This window comes from Flavobacterium sp. 28YEA47A (assembly GCF_041262125.1).
Taxonomy (GTDB): domain Bacteria; phylum Bacteroidota; class Bacteroidia; order Flavobacteriales; family Flavobacteriaceae; genus Flavobacterium.
This window is the reverse complement of the sequence record NZ_JBGCCI010000001.1, coordinates 296,232-319,516: the sequence shown is the minus strand read 5'-3', so window position 1 is coordinate 319,516 and position 23,285 is coordinate 296,232. Positions and strand designations below refer to the sequence as shown.

19 protein-coding genes are annotated in these 23,285 nt (G+C 37.1%); 16 read left to right on the top strand and 3 right to left on the bottom strand.

Annotated elements, in window-relative coordinates; genetic code table 11:
* Window positions 1–183 precede the first annotated feature (183 nt).
* From ABH942_RS01500 to ABH942_RS01455, 10 genes are all read left to right on the top strand, one after another.
* Window positions 184–2,574 carry a TonB-dependent receptor gene (locus ABH942_RS01500; protein WP_370029231.1) on the top strand — a complete coding sequence of 797 codons (2,391 nt, stop codon included), beginning with the start codon at window positions 184–186 and terminating at the stop codon, window positions 2,572–2,574.
* Between the two features lie 214 nt (window positions 2,575–2,788).
* Complete coding sequence (locus tag ABH942_RS01495; RefSeq protein WP_370029230.1) at window positions 2,789–3,628, top strand: AraC family transcriptional regulator; 840 nt, start codon at window positions 2,789–2,791, stop codon at window positions 3,626–3,628.
* A gap of 146 nt (window positions 3,629–3,774) precedes the next feature.
* Complete coding sequence (locus ABH942_RS01490; protein WP_370029229.1) at window positions 3,775–4,428, top strand: ankyrin repeat domain-containing protein; 654 nt, start codon at window positions 3,775–3,777, stop codon at window positions 4,426–4,428.
* Window positions 4,429–4,534: 106 nt separating this feature from the next.
* On the top strand, window positions 4,535–5,026 hold the full coding sequence (locus ABH942_RS01485; protein WP_370029228.1) for a hypothetical protein: 492 nt from the start codon (window positions 4,535–4,537) through the stop codon (window positions 5,024–5,026).
* A 97-nt stretch (window positions 5,027–5,123) separates the two neighbouring features.
* Window positions 5,124–5,669 (top strand): hypothetical protein, encoded by a 546-nt coding sequence (locus tag ABH942_RS01480; protein ID WP_370029227.1) that lies wholly within the window; start codon window positions 5,124–5,126, stop codon window positions 5,667–5,669.
* Between the two features lie 34 nt (window positions 5,670–5,703).
* Complete coding sequence (locus tag ABH942_RS01475) at window positions 5,704–6,084, top strand: PH domain-containing protein (protein WP_370029226.1); 381 nt, start codon at window positions 5,704–5,706, stop codon at window positions 6,082–6,084.
* Window positions 6,085–6,274: 190 nt separating this feature from the next.
* A complete protein-coding gene (locus ABH942_RS01470) occupies window positions 6,275–6,607 on the top strand; it encodes a DUF4339 domain-containing protein (RefSeq protein WP_370029225.1) in 333 nt (110 codons plus the stop codon).
* A gap of 451 nt (window positions 6,608–7,058) precedes the next feature.
* Complete coding sequence (locus ABH942_RS01465; RefSeq protein ID WP_370029224.1) at window positions 7,059–7,760, top strand: hypothetical protein; 702 nt, start codon at window positions 7,059–7,061, stop codon at window positions 7,758–7,760.
* Between the two features lie 224 nt (window positions 7,761–7,984).
* Complete coding sequence (locus ABH942_RS01460; RefSeq protein ID WP_370029223.1) at window positions 7,985–9,253, top strand: aminotransferase class I/II-fold pyridoxal phosphate-dependent enzyme; 1,269 nt, start codon at window positions 7,985–7,987, stop codon at window positions 9,251–9,253.
* 205 nt (window positions 9,254–9,458) lie between these two features.
* Window positions 9,459–9,923 (top strand): hypothetical protein, encoded by a 465-nt coding sequence (locus ABH942_RS01455; protein WP_370029222.1) that lies wholly within the window; start codon window positions 9,459–9,461, stop codon window positions 9,921–9,923.
* A gap of 71 nt (window positions 9,924–9,994) precedes the next feature.
* Here ABH942_RS01455 and ABH942_RS01450 read toward each other — a convergent pair whose 3' ends face one another.
* Both ABH942_RS01450 and ABH942_RS01445 read right to left on the bottom strand, forming a co-directional pair.
* Window positions 9,995–11,113, bottom strand: coding sequence for a GTP cyclohydrolase (locus ABH942_RS01450; protein ID WP_370029221.1), 1,119 nt, complete (start codon window positions 11,111–11,113; stop codon window positions 9,995–9,997).
* Window positions 11,114–11,119: 6 nt separating this feature from the next.
* The gene (locus tag ABH942_RS01445; protein WP_370029220.1) at window positions 11,120–12,085 is read right to left on the bottom strand and encodes a transporter; all 966 of its coding nucleotides are present in this window, start codon (window positions 12,083–12,085) and stop codon (window positions 11,120–11,122) included.
* Window positions 12,086–12,212: 127 nt separating this feature from the next.
* On the opposite strand from ABH942_RS01445, the gene ABH942_RS01440 reads away from it, so the two are divergent.
* From ABH942_RS01440 to ABH942_RS01415, 6 genes are all read left to right on the top strand, one after another.
* Complete coding sequence (locus ABH942_RS01440) at window positions 12,213–12,491, top strand: DUF4834 family protein (protein WP_370029219.1); 279 nt, start codon at window positions 12,213–12,215, stop codon at window positions 12,489–12,491.
* 71 nt (window positions 12,492–12,562) lie between these two features.
* On the top strand, window positions 12,563–15,022 hold the full coding sequence (locus tag ABH942_RS01435) for a YfhO family protein (protein ID WP_370029218.1): 2,460 nt from the start codon (window positions 12,563–12,565) through the stop codon (window positions 15,020–15,022).
* A 102-nt stretch (window positions 15,023–15,124) separates the two neighbouring features.
* Window positions 15,125–16,408 (top strand): glycosyltransferase family 4 protein, encoded by a 1,284-nt coding sequence (locus tag ABH942_RS01430; RefSeq protein WP_370029217.1) that lies wholly within the window; start codon window positions 15,125–15,127, stop codon window positions 16,406–16,408.
* A gap of 184 nt (window positions 16,409–16,592) precedes the next feature.
* Entirely contained in the window at window positions 16,593–18,068 is a 1,476-nt protein-coding gene (locus ABH942_RS01425; RefSeq protein WP_370029216.1) for a lipopolysaccharide biosynthesis protein, read from the top strand.
* A 20-nt stretch (window positions 18,069–18,088) separates the two neighbouring features.
* Entirely contained in the window at window positions 18,089–18,985 is an 897-nt protein-coding gene (locus ABH942_RS01420; protein WP_370029215.1) for a LysR substrate-binding domain-containing protein, read from the top strand.
* 69 nt (window positions 18,986–19,054) lie between these two features.
* Window positions 19,055–20,032, top strand: coding sequence for a YeiH family protein (locus tag ABH942_RS01415; protein WP_370029214.1), 978 nt, complete (start codon window positions 19,055–19,057; stop codon window positions 20,030–20,032).
* A gap of 206 nt (window positions 20,033–20,238) precedes the next feature.
* Here the strand turns inward: ABH942_RS01415 and uvrA are convergent, their stop codons facing one another.
* Window positions 20,239–23,025: an excinuclease ABC subunit UvrA gene (gene uvrA, locus ABH942_RS01410; RefSeq protein WP_370029213.1), complete on the bottom strand. Its 2,787-nt coding sequence runs from the start codon at window positions 23,023–23,025 to the stop codon at window positions 20,239–20,241.
* Window positions 23,026–23,285: the final 260 nt, after the last annotated feature.

The window sequence follows — 23,285 nt, the reverse complement described above, 5'->3', positions numbered from 1 at the left end:
AGGAAACTTCTTTTGTTAAATGCTGTTCAGAAGGCTGTTTTGTGTTTAACCCTTCATTAACCCTTCGTTAACCCATTTCCAGAAAGCGTTTGCTGAGATTTGCACCATCAATCATCGAGTTTCAATCATCATCAATCAATCATCATTATGAATCCACGTGGTTCATCAATCATCAATCAAATCATGAAACAGTTAGTTATTTTTTTGCTGCTGTTCCCTTTGTGGAGCAGCGCACAGCACAGCCTCTCCGGTTCCGTAACAGAAACCGGAGGCAAGGCGGTGCCTTTTGCCGATGTTGCTTTATTAAAAGCACAAGATTCTACCGCTTACAGAGCAGTACTTGCTGATGAAGAAGGATTTTTTACAATAGGATCAGTCGATAATGGACAGTATATTCTAAAAGCAAGTGCTATCGGAATGTCAACAACCAATAGAACTATTACCGTAACAGGCGACCAGCAGCTGCAACCAATTGTCTTATCGCAGACGGCAGAAATGCTCGAAGGTGTTGAAATCGTTGCAAAGCGCCCGATCGTAAAAAGGCTGGTAGACCGTATGGAATTTAATGTTGAGAATTCTTCTTTAGCTTCTAACAATGCATGGGAAATCTTATCCAAAACACCTGGTGTGACAACTACGGGTGCCGGTAGTATTTCGATACGTGGAAGCCAAAGTATTCTGGTAACAATTAACGATAAGAAAGTATATATGAGCGGCGATGAGCTGAAGCAGTATCTGGAAAGTACAAGTGGTGAAGATGTAAAATCAGTTGAGGTTATTACCAATCCGCCAGCTAAATACGATGCGCAAGGAGCTGCCGTTGTCAACATCAAGCTTAAGAAAGTATTGTCACAGGGTTATAAAGGCTCTGTCAATACAGCCTATGTACAATCGATATATCCTAAAGCAGTGACATCGACCGGACATTTTTACAAAGGCAAAAAACTTTCTTTAATGGGGCGCTATACTTTTGGAATGGGAGAATATGTAAGTGAAAGTGAGGATGTGACACGTTACTACGACGAAAACGGAGGAATTGCCTCAGAATGGAAGAGCTTTTTGCGTCGCAAGAGCAAGTCGTTGGAGCAGCATTCTTACCGATTACAGGCAACCTACGAATTGGATTCGCTCAATACGTTTACAATAGGGAGTACAGCCTTTCAAGCACCGCAACAGTTTGGAAAGTACAGTTCACCAACGGCTATTTATGGAGGTGACAGATTGCTGGATTCGCTTTATGTGACGACCAACAATCGGAAGAATCCGGCACGCAATGCAGCATATAATTTCTTATATGAACGTGTATTGTCTGAAAAAGCAAAGCTGGCGATCAATGCCGATTTTACAAACTATCTTTCCAAAGATAATCAGGATATCAACACAGCATTTTCGTTACCAGACGGTACGCCTTATCGAGATACTCGTTTTGTGAATAACAGTCGACAAGCAATCAAGCTATTTTCAGCACAGGCGGATTATAGTAACGAAAGAAACGGAACGTTTGAATCAGGATTAAAGTACAGTAATGTGTCAGCTGACAGTAATCTTGACTTCCGTGATGATATTGGCGGAGTTCTGGTGCCTAACTTAAGGCGTACAAGCAAGTTCCTATATGATGAATCTATTTTTGCAGGTTATGTGAGTTATAGTAAGGAGTTTGGCAAATGGAGTTTTAAGGCGGGATTGCGTGGGGAATATACTTCGCTTGAAGGGAATTCGGTTACAAGTTCAGAGGTCAATGGTCAGGACTATTTCAAATTGTTTCCGACTTTTTATTCGATGTACAAACCTAATGAGAATCATGAAATCGGCTTTTCTTACGGGAAGAGAATCAGCAGGCCCCGTTATAGTGAACTCAATCCGTTCCGAACTTACAACAATAACTATTCGTACGGTATGGGAGACCCAAATTTGCTGCCAACCATTACGCACAACCTAAACTTTTTGTATACGCTCAAAAGCAAGTATAATTTTGACTTGTTCTACCGATTGGAAAAAGATCCGTCAATGGAAATAGTGTATCAGGATTATGAGGAGAATACGGTGGTTTACCAATTCACTAACATTGATAAGAACTATGCATTTGGACTGGAATTTAATACAAACCTGACGTTTTTTAATTGGTGGGATGCAGGATTACAAGGTGCTTTTAGCTATGTAGAAGACCGTTTTCAGGGAGTAGATGGAAAGATGTATAGCAATGGACGACCTACTTATAGTTTTAGTGTCAACAACCGTTTTGCCCTAAACAAGAAAAAAGATTTTAACGGCGAGATTAATTTCAACTACAATTCATCTTCAGTACAGGGTACGTTTGTTTTTAATCCTACATCCAACCTGACACTGGCATTACGCAAAAAGGTATTGAAAGGTAATGGAGAAGTATATGGTATTTTTTCAGATGTTTACCGAGGAGAGAGATTGAAAATGAGTACAGACTACGGTAATCAGTATAATAAGTCGCGCTATTATTCCGATACGCAAAATTTGAGACTGGGATTCCGTTATAATTTCGGAAACCAAAAGTTGAAAGAGAAAACCAGAGAGCAGACGGAGGAGCAGAGAAGAATTTAATGAATTAGGAATTTTGAATTACGAATTGAGACTTTTTGAGGTGCGATGTGCCTGTGCCCTGAATTTTTTTGATACCGATTAATTCATAATTCCTAATTCGTAATTCAAAATTTGTAATTCCTAAAAGAATAGCCTTGTCATTTTTTTGTAAATTCCACCGGTTTTGCATCACTAAAGTGTTGTGGAATTGGTGGAATTTTCAATTACTTCAAAAATGATATTACCTATACTCAACATCGAAAAGTTCCGTGCAGGGCAATTAGCCGGTAAGGAAGAGCTTTTGTTTAATGAACTTCATGGGGAAAGGCATATTGATGAACCGCACAAACACGACTTTTTTTCCATATTGCTTTTTGAGAAAGGAGAAGGGAAGCATACTATTGATTCGGTTGAATATGAAATAGAAAACAGCCAGGTGCATTTGCTTTTCCCGGGACAGCTGCACAAATGGGATATCAAATCAGGAACAATAGGTTATCAGTTAATGGCAGAGCGGACTTTTTTTGAACAGTTTGCGCCCTATTTCCGATTTTCGATTACAGAGTACCAGAATCATCCGGTGTTTCAGTTGGCAGATGCTACGTTTAACAGTCTGCTGTATGAATTCAAAGCAGTTAAAGAAGAATTACAAAAAACCGATGCCAAAAACCACATCATTTATCTGCGGGCAGCTATTATTGCCAGTATAGTTAGCAGTGAAGCCGAACAGCTATTATCAACACTTAAGGCTTATGAGTTGAACCCAAGATTGGCAAAATTCAATACGCTGGTTGACCAGTTTTTTAAAGAACAGAAACAGGTAGCCTTTTATGCAAATGAATTGCATGTTTCTGCCAACTACCTAAACACTCTTTGCAGAAAACATTTAAAAGCTTCTGCCACACAGCTGATCCAACAACGCATCAGTACAGAATCCAAACGATTGTTGAGCAATACCAACCTTTCCATCAAAGAAATAGCCTTTGAATTGGGCTTTGCTGACCATGCTTATTTTTCTAATTTTTTTAAAAGCCAGATAGGAATGACTCCTAGTGCATTTAGAGAAAAGAGATAAATTTTACAAGCAATGGCAGAAATCGTCCTACTTGTTTGAGAACAAGCCGCTTTATCTTTGCAGTATCATCTTTTATATAGATTTTAAAAAAGATTGCAATCCATAATTTACCGGTAAAAGAGTATAAATATTTTAATAAGGCTATTATGAAAGGTATACTTTTAATGGCAATGATGGCAGTAGCTGCTTCTTGCCCTTCTTTAACTCAAACAACTCAAGTAATGAATCAGAATGTTTTAGAATTAGTGCAGAAAAATGATATGAATGGCATGGCAAAGGCACTTGAAAATGGAGCCGATGCGAATACAGCCGATACTAATAAAAACTCGTTGCTGTTAATTGCAACACGAAACGGGCAGGCGGAAATGGCAAAGTTGCTGGTAAAACACGGAGCCGATGTCAATCAGCAGTCGGATAATTTAGACAGTGCTTTTTTATATGCCGGTGCAAGCGGACAAACAGAACTCGTAAAGCTGTATTTAGACCACGGAGCACGCTTTGATCTTTTTAACCGATATAATGGAACGGCACTTATTCCGGCCTGCGAACGCGGACATGTGGAAACCGTCAGATTATTAGCCAATACTAAAAAATTTCCAATAGACCATGTCAACCGTTTAGGCTGGACTGCTTTGATGGAAGCGATTGTGCTAGGAGACGGCAGCAAAAAATACCAGGAAATTGTCCAGATTTTAAAAGATGCCGGCTCCCGATTAGATATTTCGGATAGTGACGGTGTAAGTCCTTTGCAGCATGCTAAGAATAGAGGTTTTAAAGAGATTGTAAGTTTGTTGCAGTAATATCAAAACAAAAAAATAGAGAGCAACAAAGAGTCGCAGTTTTTGATAGAACATTTTATATCTTCTAATCAAAAAAATCCTGTACTTTAGGAGAAATATTTATCCTATGAAAAAACTGCTCCTTCTAGTTGTTATCGCCCTCCTTAGTTCTTGCGCAAAAAAAGAACATAAGGAGGTTTTTTCTAGTATTGTCATCAATCTGAGCCATTCCCAATATCCTAAACAGATTACCATTGATTGTCAGAAAAGTCAAATTGAGTATAAAAATTTGAATGAGGTTTTGACTGCATCAGCAGATGCTAACAAAGGCGTTTCAGATAGCCAAATTGTACCTCTGGACAAAGCTTCATTAAATGAAATCATAAGTCTTTTTGAAGTGATAGATACAACTTCACAAAAGCGAAATAAGTCTGAGGAAGGAATGTATTCTTCTATTGAAGCCCATACAAAAGATGGGAAGGTCGTAAATCTAGACCAACTAAATGACAGACATGTTGATGAGGTTGCTTTTATGAAAGCAGTTTTAAAAACCATAGCTGCAAAATCAAAAGCCCCTAATGCACACAAAGAGATGGAGGTTTTGATTAAGGCACTTTAATATGTATAGGTTTTAATAAGAAACAGACAAAATCACAGTTCTTTACGGCCTGAAAAATAAGAAAAGATTCTCGTACCTTAGCAAAAAACAATCGGCTATGAAAAACCATATTCTGCTCTTTTTTGCTGTTGTGTTCTTTACTTCATGCAAGACAGGAAAATTGTCAACCCAAGACACACTGTCTCAATCAGAAACTGTCATTATAGGAGAAATCAAAATCATAAATGATGGTAAAGATGTAACTAAAAATGCCAAAATCTATTTTGACGAAAACATAAAAGGTACTCTGTCGTATAAGCTTTTAGAAGACGGACTCATCATAATGAAACTCCCGCAAGGCAATCACTTTATCAAATACATCTATACGCCTTATGGTTCTGTCAACCTACCGATAGGTTATGCCAATTTTTCTGTTCCTGATGCAGGAAAGACTTATTACATTGGCACGATTGTAATTGATGCTGAGAAAAAGCTCCGCAAAAAATCAAGAGGTATTATTTATGATACGGATCCAAAAGGATTAAAAGAAGAAAAAGTGCAGATTACAATATCGGACACTCCGGAAAAAGCTTCGAAAACGTATCATGTTATGTTTGGAGCTGATAAAAAGATTGAAAACGCTCTTATGACAGTATCACCTTAAAAACAATCGTAACAACTTAATTTAAAATAACAAAATGGGACTATTTTCAGCATTATTAGGCAATGCGGGTGCAGTAAGCCAGGATGAACTTCAAAAGAAATACGGACAGCTTCTTACTGATGGAGAGACGATAGAACTAGGATTTAAACTGCTTCGAGACACATTTATCTTTACCAATAAAAGACTTATTTTAATCGACATACAAGGACTTACAGGAAGTAAGACCGAGTATAAATCAATAGCCTATAAAGCAATCAGTCGATTTAGCGTAGAAACGGCAGGAACTTTTGAATTAGATGCAGAATTGAAGATCTGGGTGTCGAGTGAAAGCAATCCGAGTATTAAAAAACAATTTAATAAATCGGTTAATGTATATGAGGTGCAAAAAGTATTGGCGCACCATGTGTTAAAATAGAAAAAAAATAATTATTATTTTAATAAAAATTATGACCCGAAGCATTGCTTCGGGTTTTTTTATTTGCTAATTTGTAACACAAATAGAGAAAATAGCGAGTATTACGGGAATCCGTAAGGCAATTGTTTTTTCGAAACCTATTTTTGGCAATATGTAACAAAAACGACATAGATTGAAGAAAATGTAAACCATGAAAAAATATTATCTGAACAGGGGAGATGAAAATCTAGGGCCTTTTAGCCTGGAGGATTTGAGAGAGCATAGGATAGTGCCAGAAACAATGGTATGGTTTATCGGGCTTGAAGGTTGGACACCGGCAAGAAATGTCAGAGAATTACATCCTTTGTTTGAGAGTATTCCCGGACATGAGCTGACCAGTAGCCAGGGTGTAGAAAAATATTATATTTCTAAAATGGAAAATGATGAATCCTTTTTTCTAAAGCATATCGATAAGTTTTTGTTTCTCTTCCTTTTTGCCCTTGCCGTGGGTATTATCATGTTTTTATTGGGACTTAATCTGTAAAAAATGACATTTTTTTAATGCATTTATAGATTTAAATTCTCGTAACGTGAATATTTTTCAAAAAAAAGACCTGCTTTACGGCTAACCGTAAGGATATAATTCGTAACACATTTATATTTGGTGTTAAGTATATTTTGATTAACAGTTGGGACAAGCGGATCTAGCCATAATAGTGATGCAATCCGGACTAAACCGCCTTCGGGCGGTTTTTTTGTTTTTGCTATAGGCCTGTTTTTGAAAAAGAAATGGAAGAGATAAGGTAAATGTTATAAGCTAAAACTTGATTTTTTTTGAATTATAACCAACACATTTTGTGTGTGTTATGATTATTAAGTGTTATTTTTTTAAAAAAAACAGTGTTTTACGGAAATCCGTAAGGAAATTGGTTTTTGCTACTCTAAATTTGATACTGCTTGTTTATCTCAGGTTATCATTTGAATTCACTGTTTTTATGAAAAAGTATTACATAAATAGTGGGGAACAAAATCTGGGTTCTTTTGATTTCAATGATTTGAAATCAAGGGGAAATGGGAGAGATACGCTGGATTGGTTCTTTGGTTTAAATCGCAGGTCTAAGATCAGAAACATATCAGAATTAAAAGAGCTGTTTCGAACAAACTGGGAAAAAAGGAAAGAAGGGTTCCGTAAATCTATGGATGACGAAACGGCTTCTTTTTTTAAAGACCGCTTGCTATTATTTGTGGCTTTGGGACTGATTCTGGGATTTGGCATTTTGTTTTATAGTTTTTATATCACAAGTAGCATCTCAAGAGATGAACAACGTAGCCATAATGAGTTACAGTTATCTAAAGAGTCATTCTGGAAAGAACGCTCATCCGATAAGGAAGAAATGTCTGCCAATGCTAGACTTGAAGAAGAAGGCCTGCTAACAACCGATGAGAATGGAGTAGCAGCCAAAAGAATGGCACAGATAGAAATTGAGTTGGATATGGCAAAAGAGAATCTGGAAGCAGCAAAACAAGAGCTTGTCGGTGCCAAATCATTCCAATTTTTAAGGATGACTGAGAATAAGAAAGAAGATATTGATGAAGCAAATAAAAAAATACATGTCTGGAAGGAAGAAATCCGAGCCCTGGAAATGGAGATGGAGAGCCTAGGGAAAGTTGCTAGCCTGACAGACATAACAGAATGAATTTCTAAATTTTTCCACTATATACTACAAATTTTTTCCCAACCCTTTAACCGCTCCCCTGCACAGGAGCGGTTTCGCTTTTTTGGCTAATCCTATGGTAGAAAGTATGGATTTATACTTAAAATAAATGCCTATTCCGAAGCATAATAACTTATAAATAATTATTTTTGCACGCGGGTTTGAGAAGACTCAATTTCATAAAAGAAAATTAACTATATCATATTATGGTAAAAGATTTATTCGAAAGAATACAGCAAAATAAAGGTCCTCTTGGAAAATGGGCTTCACAGGCAGAAGGATATTATGTATTTCCTAAACTGGAAGGCGATTTAGGACCGAGAATGAAATTTCATGGGAAGGATATTTTGAACTGGAGTCTTAACGATTATTTAGGGCTGGCAAACCACCCGGAAGTACGCAAGGTTGATACTGAAGCTGCTGCGCAATTTGGAGCAGCGTATCCTATGGGCGCACGTATGATGAGCGGCCACACCAAATATCACGAGCAGTTAGAAAATGAATTGGCCGCTTTCGTAATGAAAGAAGCCGCATATCTTTTAAATTTTGGCTATCAGGGAATGGTATCTATTATTGATGCTTTGGTAACCAAAAATGATATTATTGTGTATGACGTAGATTCGCATGCTTGTATCATCGATGGTGTTCGCCTTCACATGGGTAAGCGTTTTACGTATAAGCACAATGATTTGGAAAGCATGGAGAAAAACCTGCAACGTGCTACAAAAATGGCTACAGAAACAGGTGGTGGTATTCTTTTTATCACAGAAGGTGTATTTGGAATGAGAGGACAGCAAGGAAAATTGAAAGAAATTGTTGCCATGAAAGAAAAATACAATTTCCGTCTTTTGGTAGATGATGCACATGGTTTCGGTACGCTTGGTAAAACTGGTGCCGGTGCTGGTGAAGAACAAGGCTGTCAGGATGGAATAGATGTGTATTTCTCTACATTTGCGAAGTCAATGGCAAATATTGGTGCATTTGTTGCCGCGGATAAAGATATTATCGACTATTTAAAATACAACCTGCGTTCTCAGATGTTTGCTAAGGCATTGCCAATGATTCAGACAATCGGTTCATTGAAGCGTTTGGAATTGTTGCGTAACTCGTCTGAAATCAAAGACAAGCTTTGGGAAAATGTGAATGCACTTCAAAATGGCTTGAAAAAGAGAGGATTTAATATTGGAGATACCAACACTTGTATTACTCCGGTGTATTTAGAAGGAAGTATTCCGGAAGCTATGGTAATGGTAAACGACCTGAGAGAAAATTACGGGATCTTCTTATCTATCGTAGTGTATCCGGTTATCCCTAAAGGTATTATTTTGTTAAGAATGATTCCTACCGCTTCCCATACTTTGGAAGACATAGAAGAAACGCTAGCGGCATTTGAAGCAATACGCGAAAAACTAGTTAATGGAACTTACAAAGAAATCGCTGCCAAGACTACGGTTGACGTGAGCGACGAAAGATAATTTAAAAAAGCCATTCTGAAAAGAATGGCTTTTTTATTTCAGATTTTTGATTTGAGATTTCAGAATTTAGATTTTACACTTTTGATTTCAGAATTTAGATTTTCAAACCTTAGCGACTTAGTACCTTAGCACCTCAGAACCTTAGTTTTCAATTCTCAACTAAAAACTCTATCTTTAATACTACTAATCAAAAAAAGCAACGCAAATGAAAATCAAATTTTTAGTTTTAGGGCTGGTCATCAGCTTGACGGCCTGTAATAAGAAAGAAGATACAAAAGTTGTCACAGAACCAGAAATGGAACAGCCGGAAATAACGGCACCCGCCAAAGAATGTTATGAATACACTAATGGGAAAGATACAATACAGCTGTCTATGGCTATTACTAATGGTAATAATGTGGCAGGTGATTTGAAATATGCCTGGTTTGAAAAAGACAACAATACGGGAATGTTTTCAGGGATGTTTAAAGGAGATACTCTATATGCTGACTATACGTTCCAATCGGAAGGCATGACTTCAATTCGGGAAATTGTTTTGCTACGCAAAGGTGATAATCTGCTGCAAGGATATGGCGATATAACCGAACAAGGGAGCAAGCAGGCTTTTAAAGATAAAAAATCGCTAAAGTTTGATGATAAGATGGTGCTGAAAAAAGTAGCATGTAAATAACAGATTACACTAAATAAAAAAGTTCCGACATCACTGATATCGGAACTTTTTTTATTGTAACCTCTTTACGGCTATAGATTCTGTATGTAAGTGCATCTTCTTTTATGAATGACTGGACCGAAATGCTTCCAAATATTATGGATAGCTGTATTGTCAACCAACTCAGGAGTCCTGAAACAGGTTTGGACATTTTTTTCGGTAAAAGTCTTGTAATATTCATTGAAAACAATAGCTGTTACGCCTTTGTTTTGATATTCGGGATCAATACCTATCAGGTAAAAAATCATGTCCTTGCTATGTTTTCGGGCCTTAAGCAAATGCAGGAATCCAAAAGGGAAAAGCTTGCCTTTGGCTTTTTGCAGTGCTTCAGAAAAAGACGGCATCACAATACTGAAGGCAACTATATTGTCGTCTTTATCGACAATAAACTTGATTAGCTCCGGATTGATAAAACTGATGTATTTTTTCTTGAAATATTCTTTCTGGATATCAGTTATAGCTACGAATGAAGATAAGTTTGCGTAGGATTTATTAAACAAATCAAACATCTTGTCAACATAAGGCATGATGTCCTTAGTTTTAGTAAAGTTTAGCGGTCTTAGCTGATAGCGCTGCTTGATCAGTTCGTTTGCTTTTATGAAATAATCAGGATTGATGTTAGAAAGAGGAAACTTGCTTTCAACATATTCTTTTTCAACCGTCATTCCTAACTTCTCGAAATGCTCTTTATAATACGGAAAGTTATACCATGTAATCATGGTGCTAATTTCGTCAAAACCTTCTGTGAGTACGCCAACTTTATCCAAATTAGAAAAACCTACAGGGCCCTCGACATATTCAAGCTGATGTTCTCGGCCAAATTCATGCACTTTTGCCAGCAATGCTTTGGTAACTTCGATATCGTCAATTACATCAAACCATCCAAAACGTACTTTTTTCTTGCCATGGTCGTTTACCTCATTCCAATTGATGATGGCGGCAACCCTTCCAACAATTGTATTGTCTTTATAGGCAAGATAAAACTTGGCATCAGCACTGGTGAAAGCAGGGTTTTTATCTTTGTCAAAAGTTTCCAGTTCATCGCTTATAATAGGCGGTACCCAATATTGGCTGCCTTTGTATAGTGAAAACGGAAATTTTATATAATCCAAAAGCAGGGCTTTGGTATTGGCTTCTTTAATTGATATCATTGTGGGCTATTCTTTTTCTCCTCCGACTTCGTCGATTCGTTTTTTCTCGTCTTCTTTTTTCTTGTCTTTCTTTTTGTCTTTTTTGTCATTCTTATCTGGTCCCTGGATCATAATGTCTTTATAAAAACCGTCAAATCTCCAGGAAACACCCACACCTCCGTAAAAAATAGAAGGCGTATCCTTGATGTTTTTACTGATGGAAGCATCAACTTGTAAATTCGGTTGAAGAAGATAAGCAGCACCAATACGCCCAATAGCATCAGAATAAAAATCACTTTGATAGCCTTGCAATTCGATGAATCCTGACCATTTTTCATTAAAGCCTCTGGTTAGCGTGGCAATAATACCATAGCTCGGATAATCGGTTGTAATCTTATCGGCAATAATGTTCATCACATATACATAGCGACTTCCAAAGTGGTTTTGCGTAATAACCATCAGTTTAGGGCTGATTTTTGGATCAGTAGGAAATGTATAGGGATTATTCGAAAAATTAATATTGGCTCCGGCATAAACTCCCACGGCAGGGATAAACTGTCTCCATTTGAATCTATGGTTGGCTTTCCAACTATAGATGTTTACCTTTTCTTCGTAATTCTTAAACGGATCGTAGATAAGATATTTGGCTCCAAGAGTTAGTTTTTTGACAGCATTCCTGTTTTCAGTTCCCAAGGCAGTTTCGTACTGGTCGGCTTGGTATTGCAGGTTCATAATGAATTCCAGCTGTTCCAGAAAAGCTCCGTAGCGCAATGCAAGATCAAGTCCAAATCCTTTAGTTTTATAGTTCAGGATATCATGGTCTTCTGCTATGGCATAAATTCCGGTTTCAGCCTGGAAAACGGTCTTTCCTACTGAAAATCCCGACATGGATTCTCCGGGACGGTTGGAGTTAATATCGTCAGTAAATTGCGCGTAGCTGGCTGAAGAACAGAAGGCGAAGAGCAGTAATGAAGCAAATCTTAATTTTGACATAGTCTCTGAGTTTTCATTAGCAATGGTTAGTATAACCCAAAAGTAGTATAATTTATTATTTATTTAAGAAGGATATTTTAAATTTAAACGTTCTATTTGCTAATTTTACGGTTTAAAATTTTAGATTATGCAATTTGCTTCATTAAACGGAGTCTTGAGAACGTTGTTTATCCTAGTCTGTATTTATTACGGTATCAGACTACTGGCAAGGATATTTTTTCCGATCATGGTGAGAACCGTAGTGCAAAAAGCGGAACAGACTTTCCAACAGCAACAGCAAAACTACCAAAGACAAAATAGCCAGGATGATTTTGCTAATATTAATACAAATGCCAACAGAAGATCTGACCGACCTCGTGAGACAAAAAAAGTAGGCGAATACATCGATTACGAAGAAATAGACTAACTTTCTTTGAATATATTTGCGGTAAAGCGTATCTTCACGCCTTTATTTTATTTGTTTTCAATTAACACCGTATGAAAATAATCAGCAAGTATTATCCGCACTTACTGGCCATTTTAGGCTTTGTTTTGGTTTCCTTAATTTATTTTTATCCTGTCCTGCAAGGCAAACAGATTTATCAGTCTGATATTGCGCAGTATACAGGAATGGCAAAAGAGCAGAATGATTTCCGAGCCAAGGAAAAAGAAGAGCCATTTTGGACGAATTCTGCATTTGGTGGAATGCCAACCTACCAATTAGGAGCCAAATATCCTAATGATTTTGTAGGTGATTTGGATGATGTATTGCGTTTTCTGCCAAGACCGGCTGACTATCTTTTCTTATATTTTCTCGGATTTTACGGATTATTGCTTACCCTGAGGATTGACCCGCTAAAAGCTTTTTTGGGAGCTTTGGCTTTCGGTTTTTCCACTTATCTGATTATTATAATAGGTGTTGGACATAATGCCAAGGCCCATGCCATAGCCTATATGCCGTTGGTGGTTGCCGGTGTGATTCTCGTATTCAGGCGGAAATACGTCGTGGGTGGTTTGCTTACTATGATTGCCGGAGCATTGGAAATCAATGCAAATCACTTCCAGATGACGTATTATTTATTGTTTTTACTACTAATCATAGGTATCTACTTTATTTATAAATACATTAAACAGAAAGATTATAAAGGCATTTTATATGCTGCTGGAGTATTTGTGGTGGCAGGAATTTTGGCTGTTGGAGCGAATGCGACCAGCCTGATGGCAACAGCTGAATATACAGATTTCAGTATGCGCGGAAAAAGTGAGCTGACCTTTAAGCCTGACGGTTCTAAAAATACGACAACTTCCTCAATGACTTATGAGTATATTACGGAATATAGCTACGGAATTGCAGAAAGTTTGAACCTATTTGCTCCAAGATTATTTGGAGGTTCTAACTCTGAACATTTAGGAAGCAAATCTAAAGTATATGAATTTATTTCGGCTCAGGGCGCAAATCCAGAAGAAGCCCAAGGTTTTACAGAAGCCTATGCAAAAACATATTGGGGCGCTCAGCCGCTCGTAGCAGCGCCTGCCTATATTGGGGCTGTTGTATTTTTCTTATGTATTCTGGCTTTGTTTAATGACAAGCGAAAAATCAAATATGCATTTTTGGCAGGAGCAATTTTTTCACTATTGCTTTCATGGGGTAAGAACTTCCCGTTAATGACTGACTTTTTTATTGACCATGTACCGATGTATGATAAGTTCAGGGCCGTATCTTCAATCCAGGTTATTCTTGAATTGTGTATTCCGGTATTAGCAATCATGGGATTACAAAGTTTTTTCAAATCCGATAAGACAGAACAAAGGAAGTCATTAAAGCTTTCAGGAGCTGTAAGTTTAGGAATTATTATAGTGCTTTTCTTTGCTAAAGGAATGTTTGATTTTACCGGACCTTATGATGCCCAAATGCAAAAAATGTTCAGCCAGGCACAAGGAAGCCACTCTTTTGGACTTGAGTTTATTGAAGCATTGCGTGAGGACAGAAAAAGCATGTATAATAGCGACCTGTTGCGTTCCGGATTCTTGATTTTGGTAACGGCAGGACTATTGTGGTTACATATTAAAAATAAGCTTTCACATACTTTTGCAGTCATATTAGTGGGACTATTTATGATTGGAGATTTATTCTTCATCGATAAGAATTATGTTGACAGCAGTGGTTTTGCAAGCGCAAGAGAAATTAACGAACCTTTCCAACCAACAGCTTCTGACCAGCAGATTTTAAGAGATACGACACAATACCGTGTTTATGAAATTGAAGGAAGATTGCAGGCTAGGACTTCGTATTTCCACAAATCACTATCGGGTTATAGCGCTGTGCGTCCAAGAAGGATTGAACAGCTGTTTGATTACCAGATAGCGAAAAACAACCTGAACGTATTGAATATGCTAAATACCAAATACGTTATCCAGGTAGATGAAAAAGGGCAGGAGTATCCTATCATAAATCCGGATGCCAACGGAAATGCATGGTTCGTAAAAGAAGTAAAATTTGTCGATACGCCAGATGAAGAAATGAAAGCATTAGACAAATTAGACACTAAAAATCAGGTTGTCTTTAATCAGAAAGAGTTTAAAAATACGATTTCAAAAACTTACCAGAAAGACAGTACGGCAACAATTGTCCTGAACAGTTATAAGCCAAACCATTTGAAATATACTTCTAACAATTCTCAAAAAGGATTGGCGGTGTTTTCTGAAATCTACTATCCAAAAGGATGGAAGGCAACTATTGACGGAAAACCAGCCGACCATTTTAGGGTAGATTATACCTTAAGGGCAATGGAAGTTCCGGCAGGAAAACATACGATTGAATTTAAATTTGAACCGCAAGTTGTTAAGACAGGTAGCACGATTGCTTTAATCAGCTCAATTTTTATGCTGTTGCTTTTAATTGGCGGGATTTATTTGGAAAATAAAAGGAATAAAAAAGAAGATTCATTGGAGAAATAGGATTTGAGATTTAAGATTTGTGATTTCAGCTAGAAATCCACAATCAAAAATCCGCAATCAAAAATCTTAAATCAGAAATCAAAAGATTACAAATTTACAATTTTGAAAAAAGTACTCATCATAACTTATTATTGGCCGCCGGCCGGAGGACCCGGAGTGCAGCGCTGGTTAAAGTTTGTAAAGTACCTGCCTGATTTTGATATTCAGCCTATTGTTTATATTCCTGAAAATCCGACCTATCCGATTTTGGATGAAGGACTGGTTTCAGAAGTTTCAGAGAAGGCAGTTATCCTAAAGAAAAAAATTTTCGAACCGTATGGTTTTGCCTCTTTTTTCTCAAAGAAAAAGACTAAAAAAATCAGTTCCGGAATTATCCCGAACCAAAAAAAACAATCGCTGCTGGAAAAACTTTTTCTCTGGATTCGAGGTAATGTTTTTATTCCGGATGCCCGGGTATTTTGGGTAAAACCTTCAGTGTTATTCCTGGAGAAGTACATTCGGGAGAATGGTATCGATACGATAATAACTTCTGGCCCACCGCATAGCCTGCACCTGATTGGACTGGCTTTAAAAGAAAGAACCAAAGCACATTGGATTGCCGATTTTAGAGATCCATGGACAACCATTGGCTATCATAATAAATTGAAATTATCCAAATCGGCTTCTAAAAAACATAAAGAACTGGAATCGATCGTTTTAAATGAAGCCGACCAGATTTTAGTAACCAGCCAAACGACCAAAAAAGAATTTGAAGCACTAACGTCAAAACCCATTGAAGTTATTACAAACGGTTTTGATGTAGAGAAAATAACAAAGCAGCCATTGGATGAAAAATTCAGCATGGCACATATAGGTTCTTTTTTATCTGAAAGGAATCCAAGAATCTTATGGAAGTGCCTGAAAGAAATCATTAAAGAAAACCCTGATTTCAAAAAAGATTTCGAACTGAAATTAATTGGTGCCGTGAGCCAGGAAGTATTGGATGCGCTTTCAGAGTTCAGACTTAACTCTTATGTAAACAATCTGGGCTATGTTCCGCACAAGACAGCAGTAGAACACCAAAGAAAATCACAGGTGTTACTGTTGGTTGAAATCAATTCTGAAGACACAAAAAGCATCATTCCAGGGAAATTATTTGAATACATGGCTTCTGAACGACCAATACTGGCAATAGGCCCGGAAGGCTCGGATTTTGCGTCTATCATTAAAGAAACAAACACAGGTGCCTTTTTCCATTATGATGAATTCGATGCCTTAAAAGAACGTATTTTAGCCTATTATGCAGCCTTTAAAGAAGGCAATCTTAAAACACACGCCGTTGGTTTACAACAATACAGCCGAAAAAGCCTAACTGAAAAGCTGTCGAAAATAATAAGAAATAGTTGATAGGAGATAGTTGATAGTGGATAGTTGATAGTTGATAGTGGATAGTGGATAGTGGATAGTCGATAATAGATAGACAATTTACGTAAACAGAAATCAAAAATCAAAAATCATAAATCAAAGTTCAAAAATCAAAGTTCATAAATCAAAAATCAAAAATCATAAATCATAAATCAAAAACCTGCCCATGGGAATTGTATTAAATCAGTCTGCCAAAAACATCGCCGTAACCTATTTTGGTTTTGGTATTGGCGCTATTAATGCACTTTTCCTCTATACCAGTTTTTTAGGGAAAACACATTATGGTATTGTTTCGTTTTTGCTTTCTGCTGCCAATATTATGATGCCGTTGATGGCGTTTGGCGTACATAGTACACTGATACGGTTTTATGCAAAGTATAAAGAAGAAAGCGAGCGGGAACGATTCCTGAGCTTTATGCTTCTCATGCCTTTTCTGCTGATAGTACCTATTACTATCATTACCATTTTTGGCTATGAACAGATAGAGTCGTGGATAGTAAAAGATAATCCTACGGTTGAGCCATATTTATGGTTGATTCCTGTTGTAGGACTTTTTATGGGCTATTTCGAGATTTTTTATGCCTGGGTTAAGGTACATATGAAATCTGTTTTCGGAAATTTTATCAGCGAAGTCCTGGTTCGAATTGTAACAACTGTTCTTCTGTGTTCTATTTATATGGGCTGGATTGAAAAAGATACTTTTATTTATTGCATAGCCGGTGCTTACGGATTGCAGATGCTTGCCATGATGATTTATGCCATGTATGTCAAAATGCCTAAGCTGCATATCAAGATTCCTGAAAATGCAAAAGATATTTTTGGCTATTCGTTTTTCATTATACTGTCGGGAAGTGTAGCCGTATTATTGCTGGATTTTGATAAAGTGATGATTCCGGCCTATGAAGAAATCAGTAAAAATGCAGTCTACTCTGTAGCGATTTATATTGCTACGGTAATTGCCGTGCCAAGTCGTGCCATGTTGCAGATTATCTATCCGATTACCGCCCGATTGATGAGCGAAGAAAAGATGCAGGAACTAAATGAATTGTATAAAAAAAGTGCTATCAGCTTGCAGGTTTTTGGCGGATTGGTAATGCTCGGCATTTTTTTAAATATCAAAGAATTGTATCTGGTAATTCCGGGAAATTATGAAGCCGGACTTTGGAGCGTTTTTCTAATCGGGCTAGGGAAGTTTTATGATGTCATTTTAGGAAATAACAATGCTATTATCCTAAATACAAAATACTACCGAATGGTTTTGATTTTCGGATTGCTGCTCGTTGCGATGATGATTGGATTGAACATGCTTTTCATCCCAATGTACGGCATAACCGGTTCGGCTCTGGCAACTTTTATTTCTATATTTGTATATAACACCATAAAACTTTTGTTTGTAGTGAAAAAAATGGATTTGTATCCGTTTACCGCTAATACGCTAAAATCGTTTGGGATTATCGCTCTTGTGTTTATCGCATTTTATTTTTGGGATTTTCCTTTTAATCCCTTTATGAACATTACCTTGAAATCGATATTGATTACGATAACGTATGTGTATCTGAATTATGTTTTCAAGATTTCTGCCGATATTAATCAAGTATTGGAAAAGATGATTCCAATAATCAAGAACTCGCTTAAAAAGTAATTTTATTTATTCTTCATGTTATGCTGGACTTTAGGCTAAAGGTTTTTTATATCGTTGCCAAGCGGCTGAATTTTACCAAAGCTGCTGAAGAATTGTTTATTACCCAACCCGCCGTCAGCAAACATATCCATGAAATTGAATCCTTCTATAAAAGCAAACTCTTTGAAAGAAACGGAACAAGAATAAAACTAACACCAGCCGGTGAGATACTTTTGCGCCATGCGGAAGAAATTCTTAATATCTACAGAGACATCGAATTTGACCTTGCAGCCTTGACAAAAGACGTAAAAGGAACTCTTAAAATAGGAGCCAGTACAACCGTTGCACAATACTTTATACCGGAACATTTAGCTTCCTTTAAACGCAAATTTCCGGATTTGAAAATAGCGTTATTTGTAAATAACACAGAACATATTGAAAATCTGCTCTTAGAAAATAAAATCAATTTAGGCATAGTCGAAGGACAGACCAAACGTAAAAACATAAAATACATTCCTTTAGTCAAGGATGAAATTGTTTTATGTACAAGTGCTTCTAATCCTACTTCAAAAAAGACAGCGATTACTTTAAAAGATTTGCTACAATTACCGTTAGTAATAAGAGAAAGCGGATCAGGAACTCTTGAAGTTAGTATTGCAGCATTAAAAAAAGCAGGATTGAATTTCTCGACCTTAACCATTGATATGGAATTTGAAAGTACAGAAAGTATCAAATCCTATCTGCTGAGTTCCAATTCGTATGCCTTTCTATCAGTGGCTTCTATATTCAAAGAGCTGAAAAATGGAGAATTAAAAATTGTCGATATAAAAGAGTTGGAAATAGAACGCTTTTTCTATTGTATTACACAGCAAGGTGACACGCACTTTTTAAATGATATTTTTCTAAAACACTTGTCTTTACATAACTTTAAGTTATAACACATTCGTAATAGTCATTTCTCTATTGTTCTGATACTTTCCAAATTTGCATTATAAATTAATCAAATAATGGAAAAAATCAACCAACTTTTAGATCAAAACAGAATTGTTTTCGGGAAAAGTATTTCGCTCAGAAAGGTTTTGTTTATAGCGCTTATTCTGCTTTGTGCTTCTACTTATGTTTCGCCTCCTTTTGCCTTATTTTTAGGAATTTTGACAGCTCAGACAATTGGACACCCGTATTTGCAATTCAATCATAAGGTAACCCATTACTTGCTGCAAATTTCTGTAGTAGGTTTAGGATTCGGAATGAATGTGCATACCGCGTTGCAGGCAGGCAAGAGTGGATTTTTATTTACAGTATTTTCCATTTTTGGTGTTCTTATAGCCGGATATATTGTTGGGAAAATCCTAAAGATTAATAAAGAAACATCTTTTCTGATTTCTGTCGGTACTGCTATTTGTGGCGGAAGTGCGATTGCAGCCGTTTCTCCGGTTATCAACGCAAAAGAAAAACAAATCAGCGTAGCCCTCGGGACTATATTTATACTGAATTCTATTGCGCTTATCCTGTTCCCGATTATAGGACATATGTTGCATTTTTCCCAATCGCAATTCGGACTATGGTGTGCCATAGCAATACAGGATACCAGCTCGGTCGTAGGTGCCGCCAGCAAATATGGAAATGAAGCCTTACAGATTGCTACAACAGTAAAACTTACAAGAGCCTTATGGATCATTCCGATTGCTTTTTTCAGCTCGCTTATTTTTAAATCCAAAGAAGCTAAAGTAAAGATTCCTCACTTTATTGGTTTATTTGTAGTCGCTATTATACTGAATACTTATATTCCTTTTTTTCAGAAAATAGGAGGCAGCCTGGTTAGTTTATCAAAAATAGGAATGACGGTTACTCTTTTTCTAATTGGAGCTGGCTTATCAAAAAAAGTATTGGCAACGGTAGGATTCAAACCCATACTGCAAGGAATTATTCTTTGGATATTGATAGCAATTCCTGCGGCTATAGCTGTATTTTATTATAGCTCCTAAAATAATAAATCCCGCCTACTTTGCAGTATAACGGGATTTATAACAAACCTAACCAACCAATTTTAATAATCAACCAAATTATTAAACTCTTAAATATTTTATCAGTTCGTGTTAACCAACTAACTTTTACACTTTACTATATTCAAGTTCCATGCCAAAGTTAAAATGTCATGCTTCCTGAAATGATAAATTAGTGTTAAACAGGACTATAATTTTTCTTTGAGGTATTTTCCGGTAACTGATTTTTTGTTCTGTACGATTTCTTCAGGAGTTCCTGATGCAACCAATTGTCCTCCATTTTCACCACCTTCAGGGCCTATATCTATAATATAATCGGCACACTTGATAAGATCAAGATTATGCTCGATCACAATGATAGAATGCCCTTTGTCAAGTAACGCGTCAAATGAAGCCAACAACTTTTTGATATCGTGGAAATGCAATCCGGTAGTTGGTTCGTCAAAAACAAATAATGCCTTATCTTTTGTTGCTCCTTTTACGAGGAACGAAGCCAGTTTGATTCGCTGTGCTTCACCGCCAGAAAGTGTTGATGACGATTGCCCAAGCTGTACGTAACCCAATCCTACATCCTGTAATGGTTGTAGTTTCTGAGTGATTTTTGTCTGCTTGTGTTCTGAAAAGAAAGCCACAGCATCATCAATAGTCAGCGTAAGGATATCGTCAATGTTTTTTCCTTCGTAGGCAACTTCCAAAATTTCTTTTTTGAAACGCTTTCCGTTGCAAGTATCACAGACCAATTGAACATCGGCCATAAACACCATTTCTACATTGATAGTACCTTCACCTTTACAGGTTTCGCAACGGCCGCCATCAACGTTGAAAGAGAAATGTTTCGGCTGGTAATTGCGAAGTTGCGACAATTTTTGCTTGGCAAACAAGTCACGTATATCATCATATGCTTTAATATACGTTACCGGATTGGAACGTGAACTTCGCCCGATAGGATTCTGGTCAACATATTCGATATGCTTGATGAGCTGATAACTTCCGGTCATTTCACTGAATTGTCCGGCTTTCTCGCCAACTCCTTCCAGGGCTTTTTGCATAGCAGGGAAAAGTATTTTTTTGACAAGTGTACTTTTTCCACTACCGGAAACTCCCGTGATTACCGTAAGCACTTCCAAAGGAAAACGAACATCAATATTTTTAAGATTGTTTTCGCGTGCGCCAATGATATCGATAAAGTTTTTATATTTTCTGCGAATTCGAGGTGTTTTGATTTCTTCTTGTCCGTTCAGGTATTTGGCCGTAAGTGATGATGAGTTAAGGATTTCATTAAAAGTTCCCTGTGCGACCAATTCACCGCCAAAAGTTCCCGCTTCCGGACCAATATCGATAATCATATCCGCTGCTTTCATGATGTCTTCATCATGTTCGACCACGATAACCGTATTTCCCAAATCACGAAGTGAAATCAAAACTTTTATCAATCTCTCCGTGTCTTTTGGATGAAGTCCGATACTTGGTTCATCTAAAATATACATCGAGCCTACCAGGCTGCTTCCTAGGGATGTAGCCAGATTAATTCGCTGTGATTCACCTCCGGACAAGGTGGCAGAATTTCGATTTAAGGTAAGATAGTCAAGCCCAACTTCTGATAAGAAAGCCAAACGATTATTGATTTCCAACAATAGGCGTTTTGCTACTTTGAAATCGTATTCTGAAAGTTCCAATTCTTTAAAGAATGTGACAAGTCTTTTGATTGGCAAATCGACCAAATCAGAAATTGTCTTGTCGGCTACTTTTACATAATTAGCTTCTTCACGGAGGCGTTTTCCTCTACAATCAGGGCATTTGGTTTTGCCTCTGTAGCGGGAAAGCATCACGCGGTTTTGTATCTTATAATTTTTTACCTCAAGTTCTTTAAAGAAATCGTTCAATCCGACAAATTCCTTATTGCCTTTCCAGACTAATGCTTTTTGTTCTTCAGTAAGCTCGTAATACGGCTTGTGGATAGGGAAATCGAATTTATAGCCATTCTTAACCAGTTCATCGCGATACCAGCTCATGCTTTCACCACGCCACGGATAAATGGCATTTTCAAAAATAGAAAGTGCTGTGTTTGGAATAACCAAATCTTCATCAATTCCAATGACATTTCCATAACCCTGACAGGTAGGGCAGGCGCCATAAGGATTATTAAAGCTAAAAAGATGTACGTTTGGTTCAAAGAATTGTATTCCGTCCAGTTCAAAATTATTACTGTACGTAAAACGCTTATCCGTATTTAATTCTTGCAGATAGCAGACACCTTTGCCTTCATAAAAAGCAGTCTGGATCGCATCGGCAAGTCGGTTATAAAATTCTTCTTCCTCTTTAACGACAATCCTGTCGATAATCAATAATATATCTTTGTTATCTAGCGAATGTCCGTCTATTTCGTCAAGCCTAACCATTTCGTTATCAATCAGGATACGGGCAAATCCTTGTTGTAATAACACTTTCAGTTTATCTTCAAGTGCACGTCCGTCTTCCAGGTGGATAGGAGCCAGAAGCAACCATCGACTATCCAATTCAAATGATTTTACCTCGTTGATAACGTCCGTAACACTGTCTTTTTTGACTTCCTGTCCGGAAACAGGCGAGTAGGTTTTCCCGATTCGTGCAAAAAGCAATTTCAGGTAATCGTATATTTCTGTAGAAGTTCCAACCGTTGATCGGGCATTTGTTGTGTTGACTTTCTGCTCAATAGCAATTGCCGGGGCGATTCCTTTGATGTATTCTACTTTTGGTTTGTCTAATCGTCCAAGAAACTGTCTGGCATAAGAAGAAAGACTTTCCACATATCTTCTCTGACCCTCGGCATAGAGCGTATCAAAGGCCAGGCTTGATTTTCCTGAGCCGGAAAGCCCTGTAATGACTACAAATTTATTCCTTGGAATTACAACATCAAGATTCTTAAGATTGTGAATCTGAGCACCTTTGATGATAATATTTGATTTTGGTTCAATTTTTGTTATATCAGTTGTCATAGCCTGTTTTGAGAGGTACAAAGATAATTAATTTTGAGTGAAGCAAGCCGATACTCTAAAATTGAGAAAGCATAATGATTTCAATGTTAACGGAGTCGTAAATGTATGGGAATTTGCCATATTTTGGCGGAAAATCATTGTTAGGATTTATTTTATCATAAGGTTTTATGTTAAAATTCAATATTATGTTTTGTACTATAAAAAAAATAACACTACATTTGGTTCATTATTAATTTTAATTTAACAGTTGCCTATAACAA

Bases quoted from the DNA above. Each gene is read 5' to 3' on its own strand.
- ABH942_RS01490 (WP_370029229.1), top strand. From the start codon at position 3,775: ATGAAAGGTATACTTTTAATGGCAATGATGGCAGTAGCTGCTTCTTGC.
- ABH942_RS01460 (WP_370029223.1), top strand. From the start codon at position 7,985: ATGGTAAAAGATTTATTCGAAAGAATACAGCAAAATAAAGGTCCTCTT.
- ABH942_RS01465 (WP_370029224.1), top strand. From the start codon at position 7,059: ATGAAAAAGTATTACATAAATAGTGGGGAACAAAATCTGGGTTCTTTT.
- ABH942_RS01475 (WP_370029226.1), top strand. From the start codon at position 5,704: ATGGGACTATTTTCAGCATTATTAGGCAATGCGGGTGCAGTAAGCCAG.
- ABH942_RS01470 (WP_370029225.1), top strand. From the start codon at position 6,275: ATGAAAAAATATTATCTGAACAGGGGAGATGAAAATCTAGGGCCTTTT.
- ABH942_RS01420 (WP_370029215.1), top strand. From the start codon at position 18,089: ATGCTGGACTTTAGGCTAAAGGTTTTTTATATCGTTGCCAAGCGGCTG.
- uvrA (WP_370029213.1), bottom strand. From the start codon at position 23,025: ATGACAACTGATATAACAAAAATTGAACCAAAATCAAATATTATCATC.
- ABH942_RS01445 (WP_370029220.1), bottom strand. From the start codon at position 12,085: ATGTCAAAATTAAGATTTGCTTCATTACTGCTCTTCGCCTTCTGTTCT.
- ABH942_RS01485 (WP_370029228.1), top strand. From the start codon at position 4,535: ATGAAAAAACTGCTCCTTCTAGTTGTTATCGCCCTCCTTAGTTCTTGC.
- ABH942_RS01480 (WP_370029227.1), top strand. From the start codon at position 5,124: ATGAAAAACCATATTCTGCTCTTTTTTGCTGTTGTGTTCTTTACTTCA.
- ABH942_RS01440 (WP_370029219.1), top strand. From the start codon at position 12,213: ATGCAATTTGCTTCATTAAACGGAGTCTTGAGAACGTTGTTTATCCTA.
- ABH942_RS01435 (WP_370029218.1), top strand. From the start codon at position 12,563: ATGAAAATAATCAGCAAGTATTATCCGCACTTACTGGCCATTTTAGGC.
- ABH942_RS01495 (WP_370029230.1), top strand. From the start codon at position 2,789: ATGATATTACCTATACTCAACATCGAAAAGTTCCGTGCAGGGCAATTA.
- ABH942_RS01500 (WP_370029231.1), top strand. From the start codon at position 184: ATGAAACAGTTAGTTATTTTTTTGCTGCTGTTCCCTTTGTGGAGCAGC.
- ABH942_RS01425 (WP_370029216.1), top strand. From the start codon at position 16,593: ATGGGAATTGTATTAAATCAGTCTGCCAAAAACATCGCCGTAACCTAT.
- ABH942_RS01450 (WP_370029221.1), bottom strand. From the start codon at position 11,113: ATGATATCAATTAAAGAAGCCAATACCAAAGCCCTGCTTTTGGATTAT.
- ABH942_RS01415 (WP_370029214.1), top strand. From the start codon at position 19,055: ATGGAAAAAATCAACCAACTTTTAGATCAAAACAGAATTGTTTTCGGG.
- ABH942_RS01455 (WP_370029222.1), top strand. From the start codon at position 9,459: ATGAAAATCAAATTTTTAGTTTTAGGGCTGGTCATCAGCTTGACGGCC.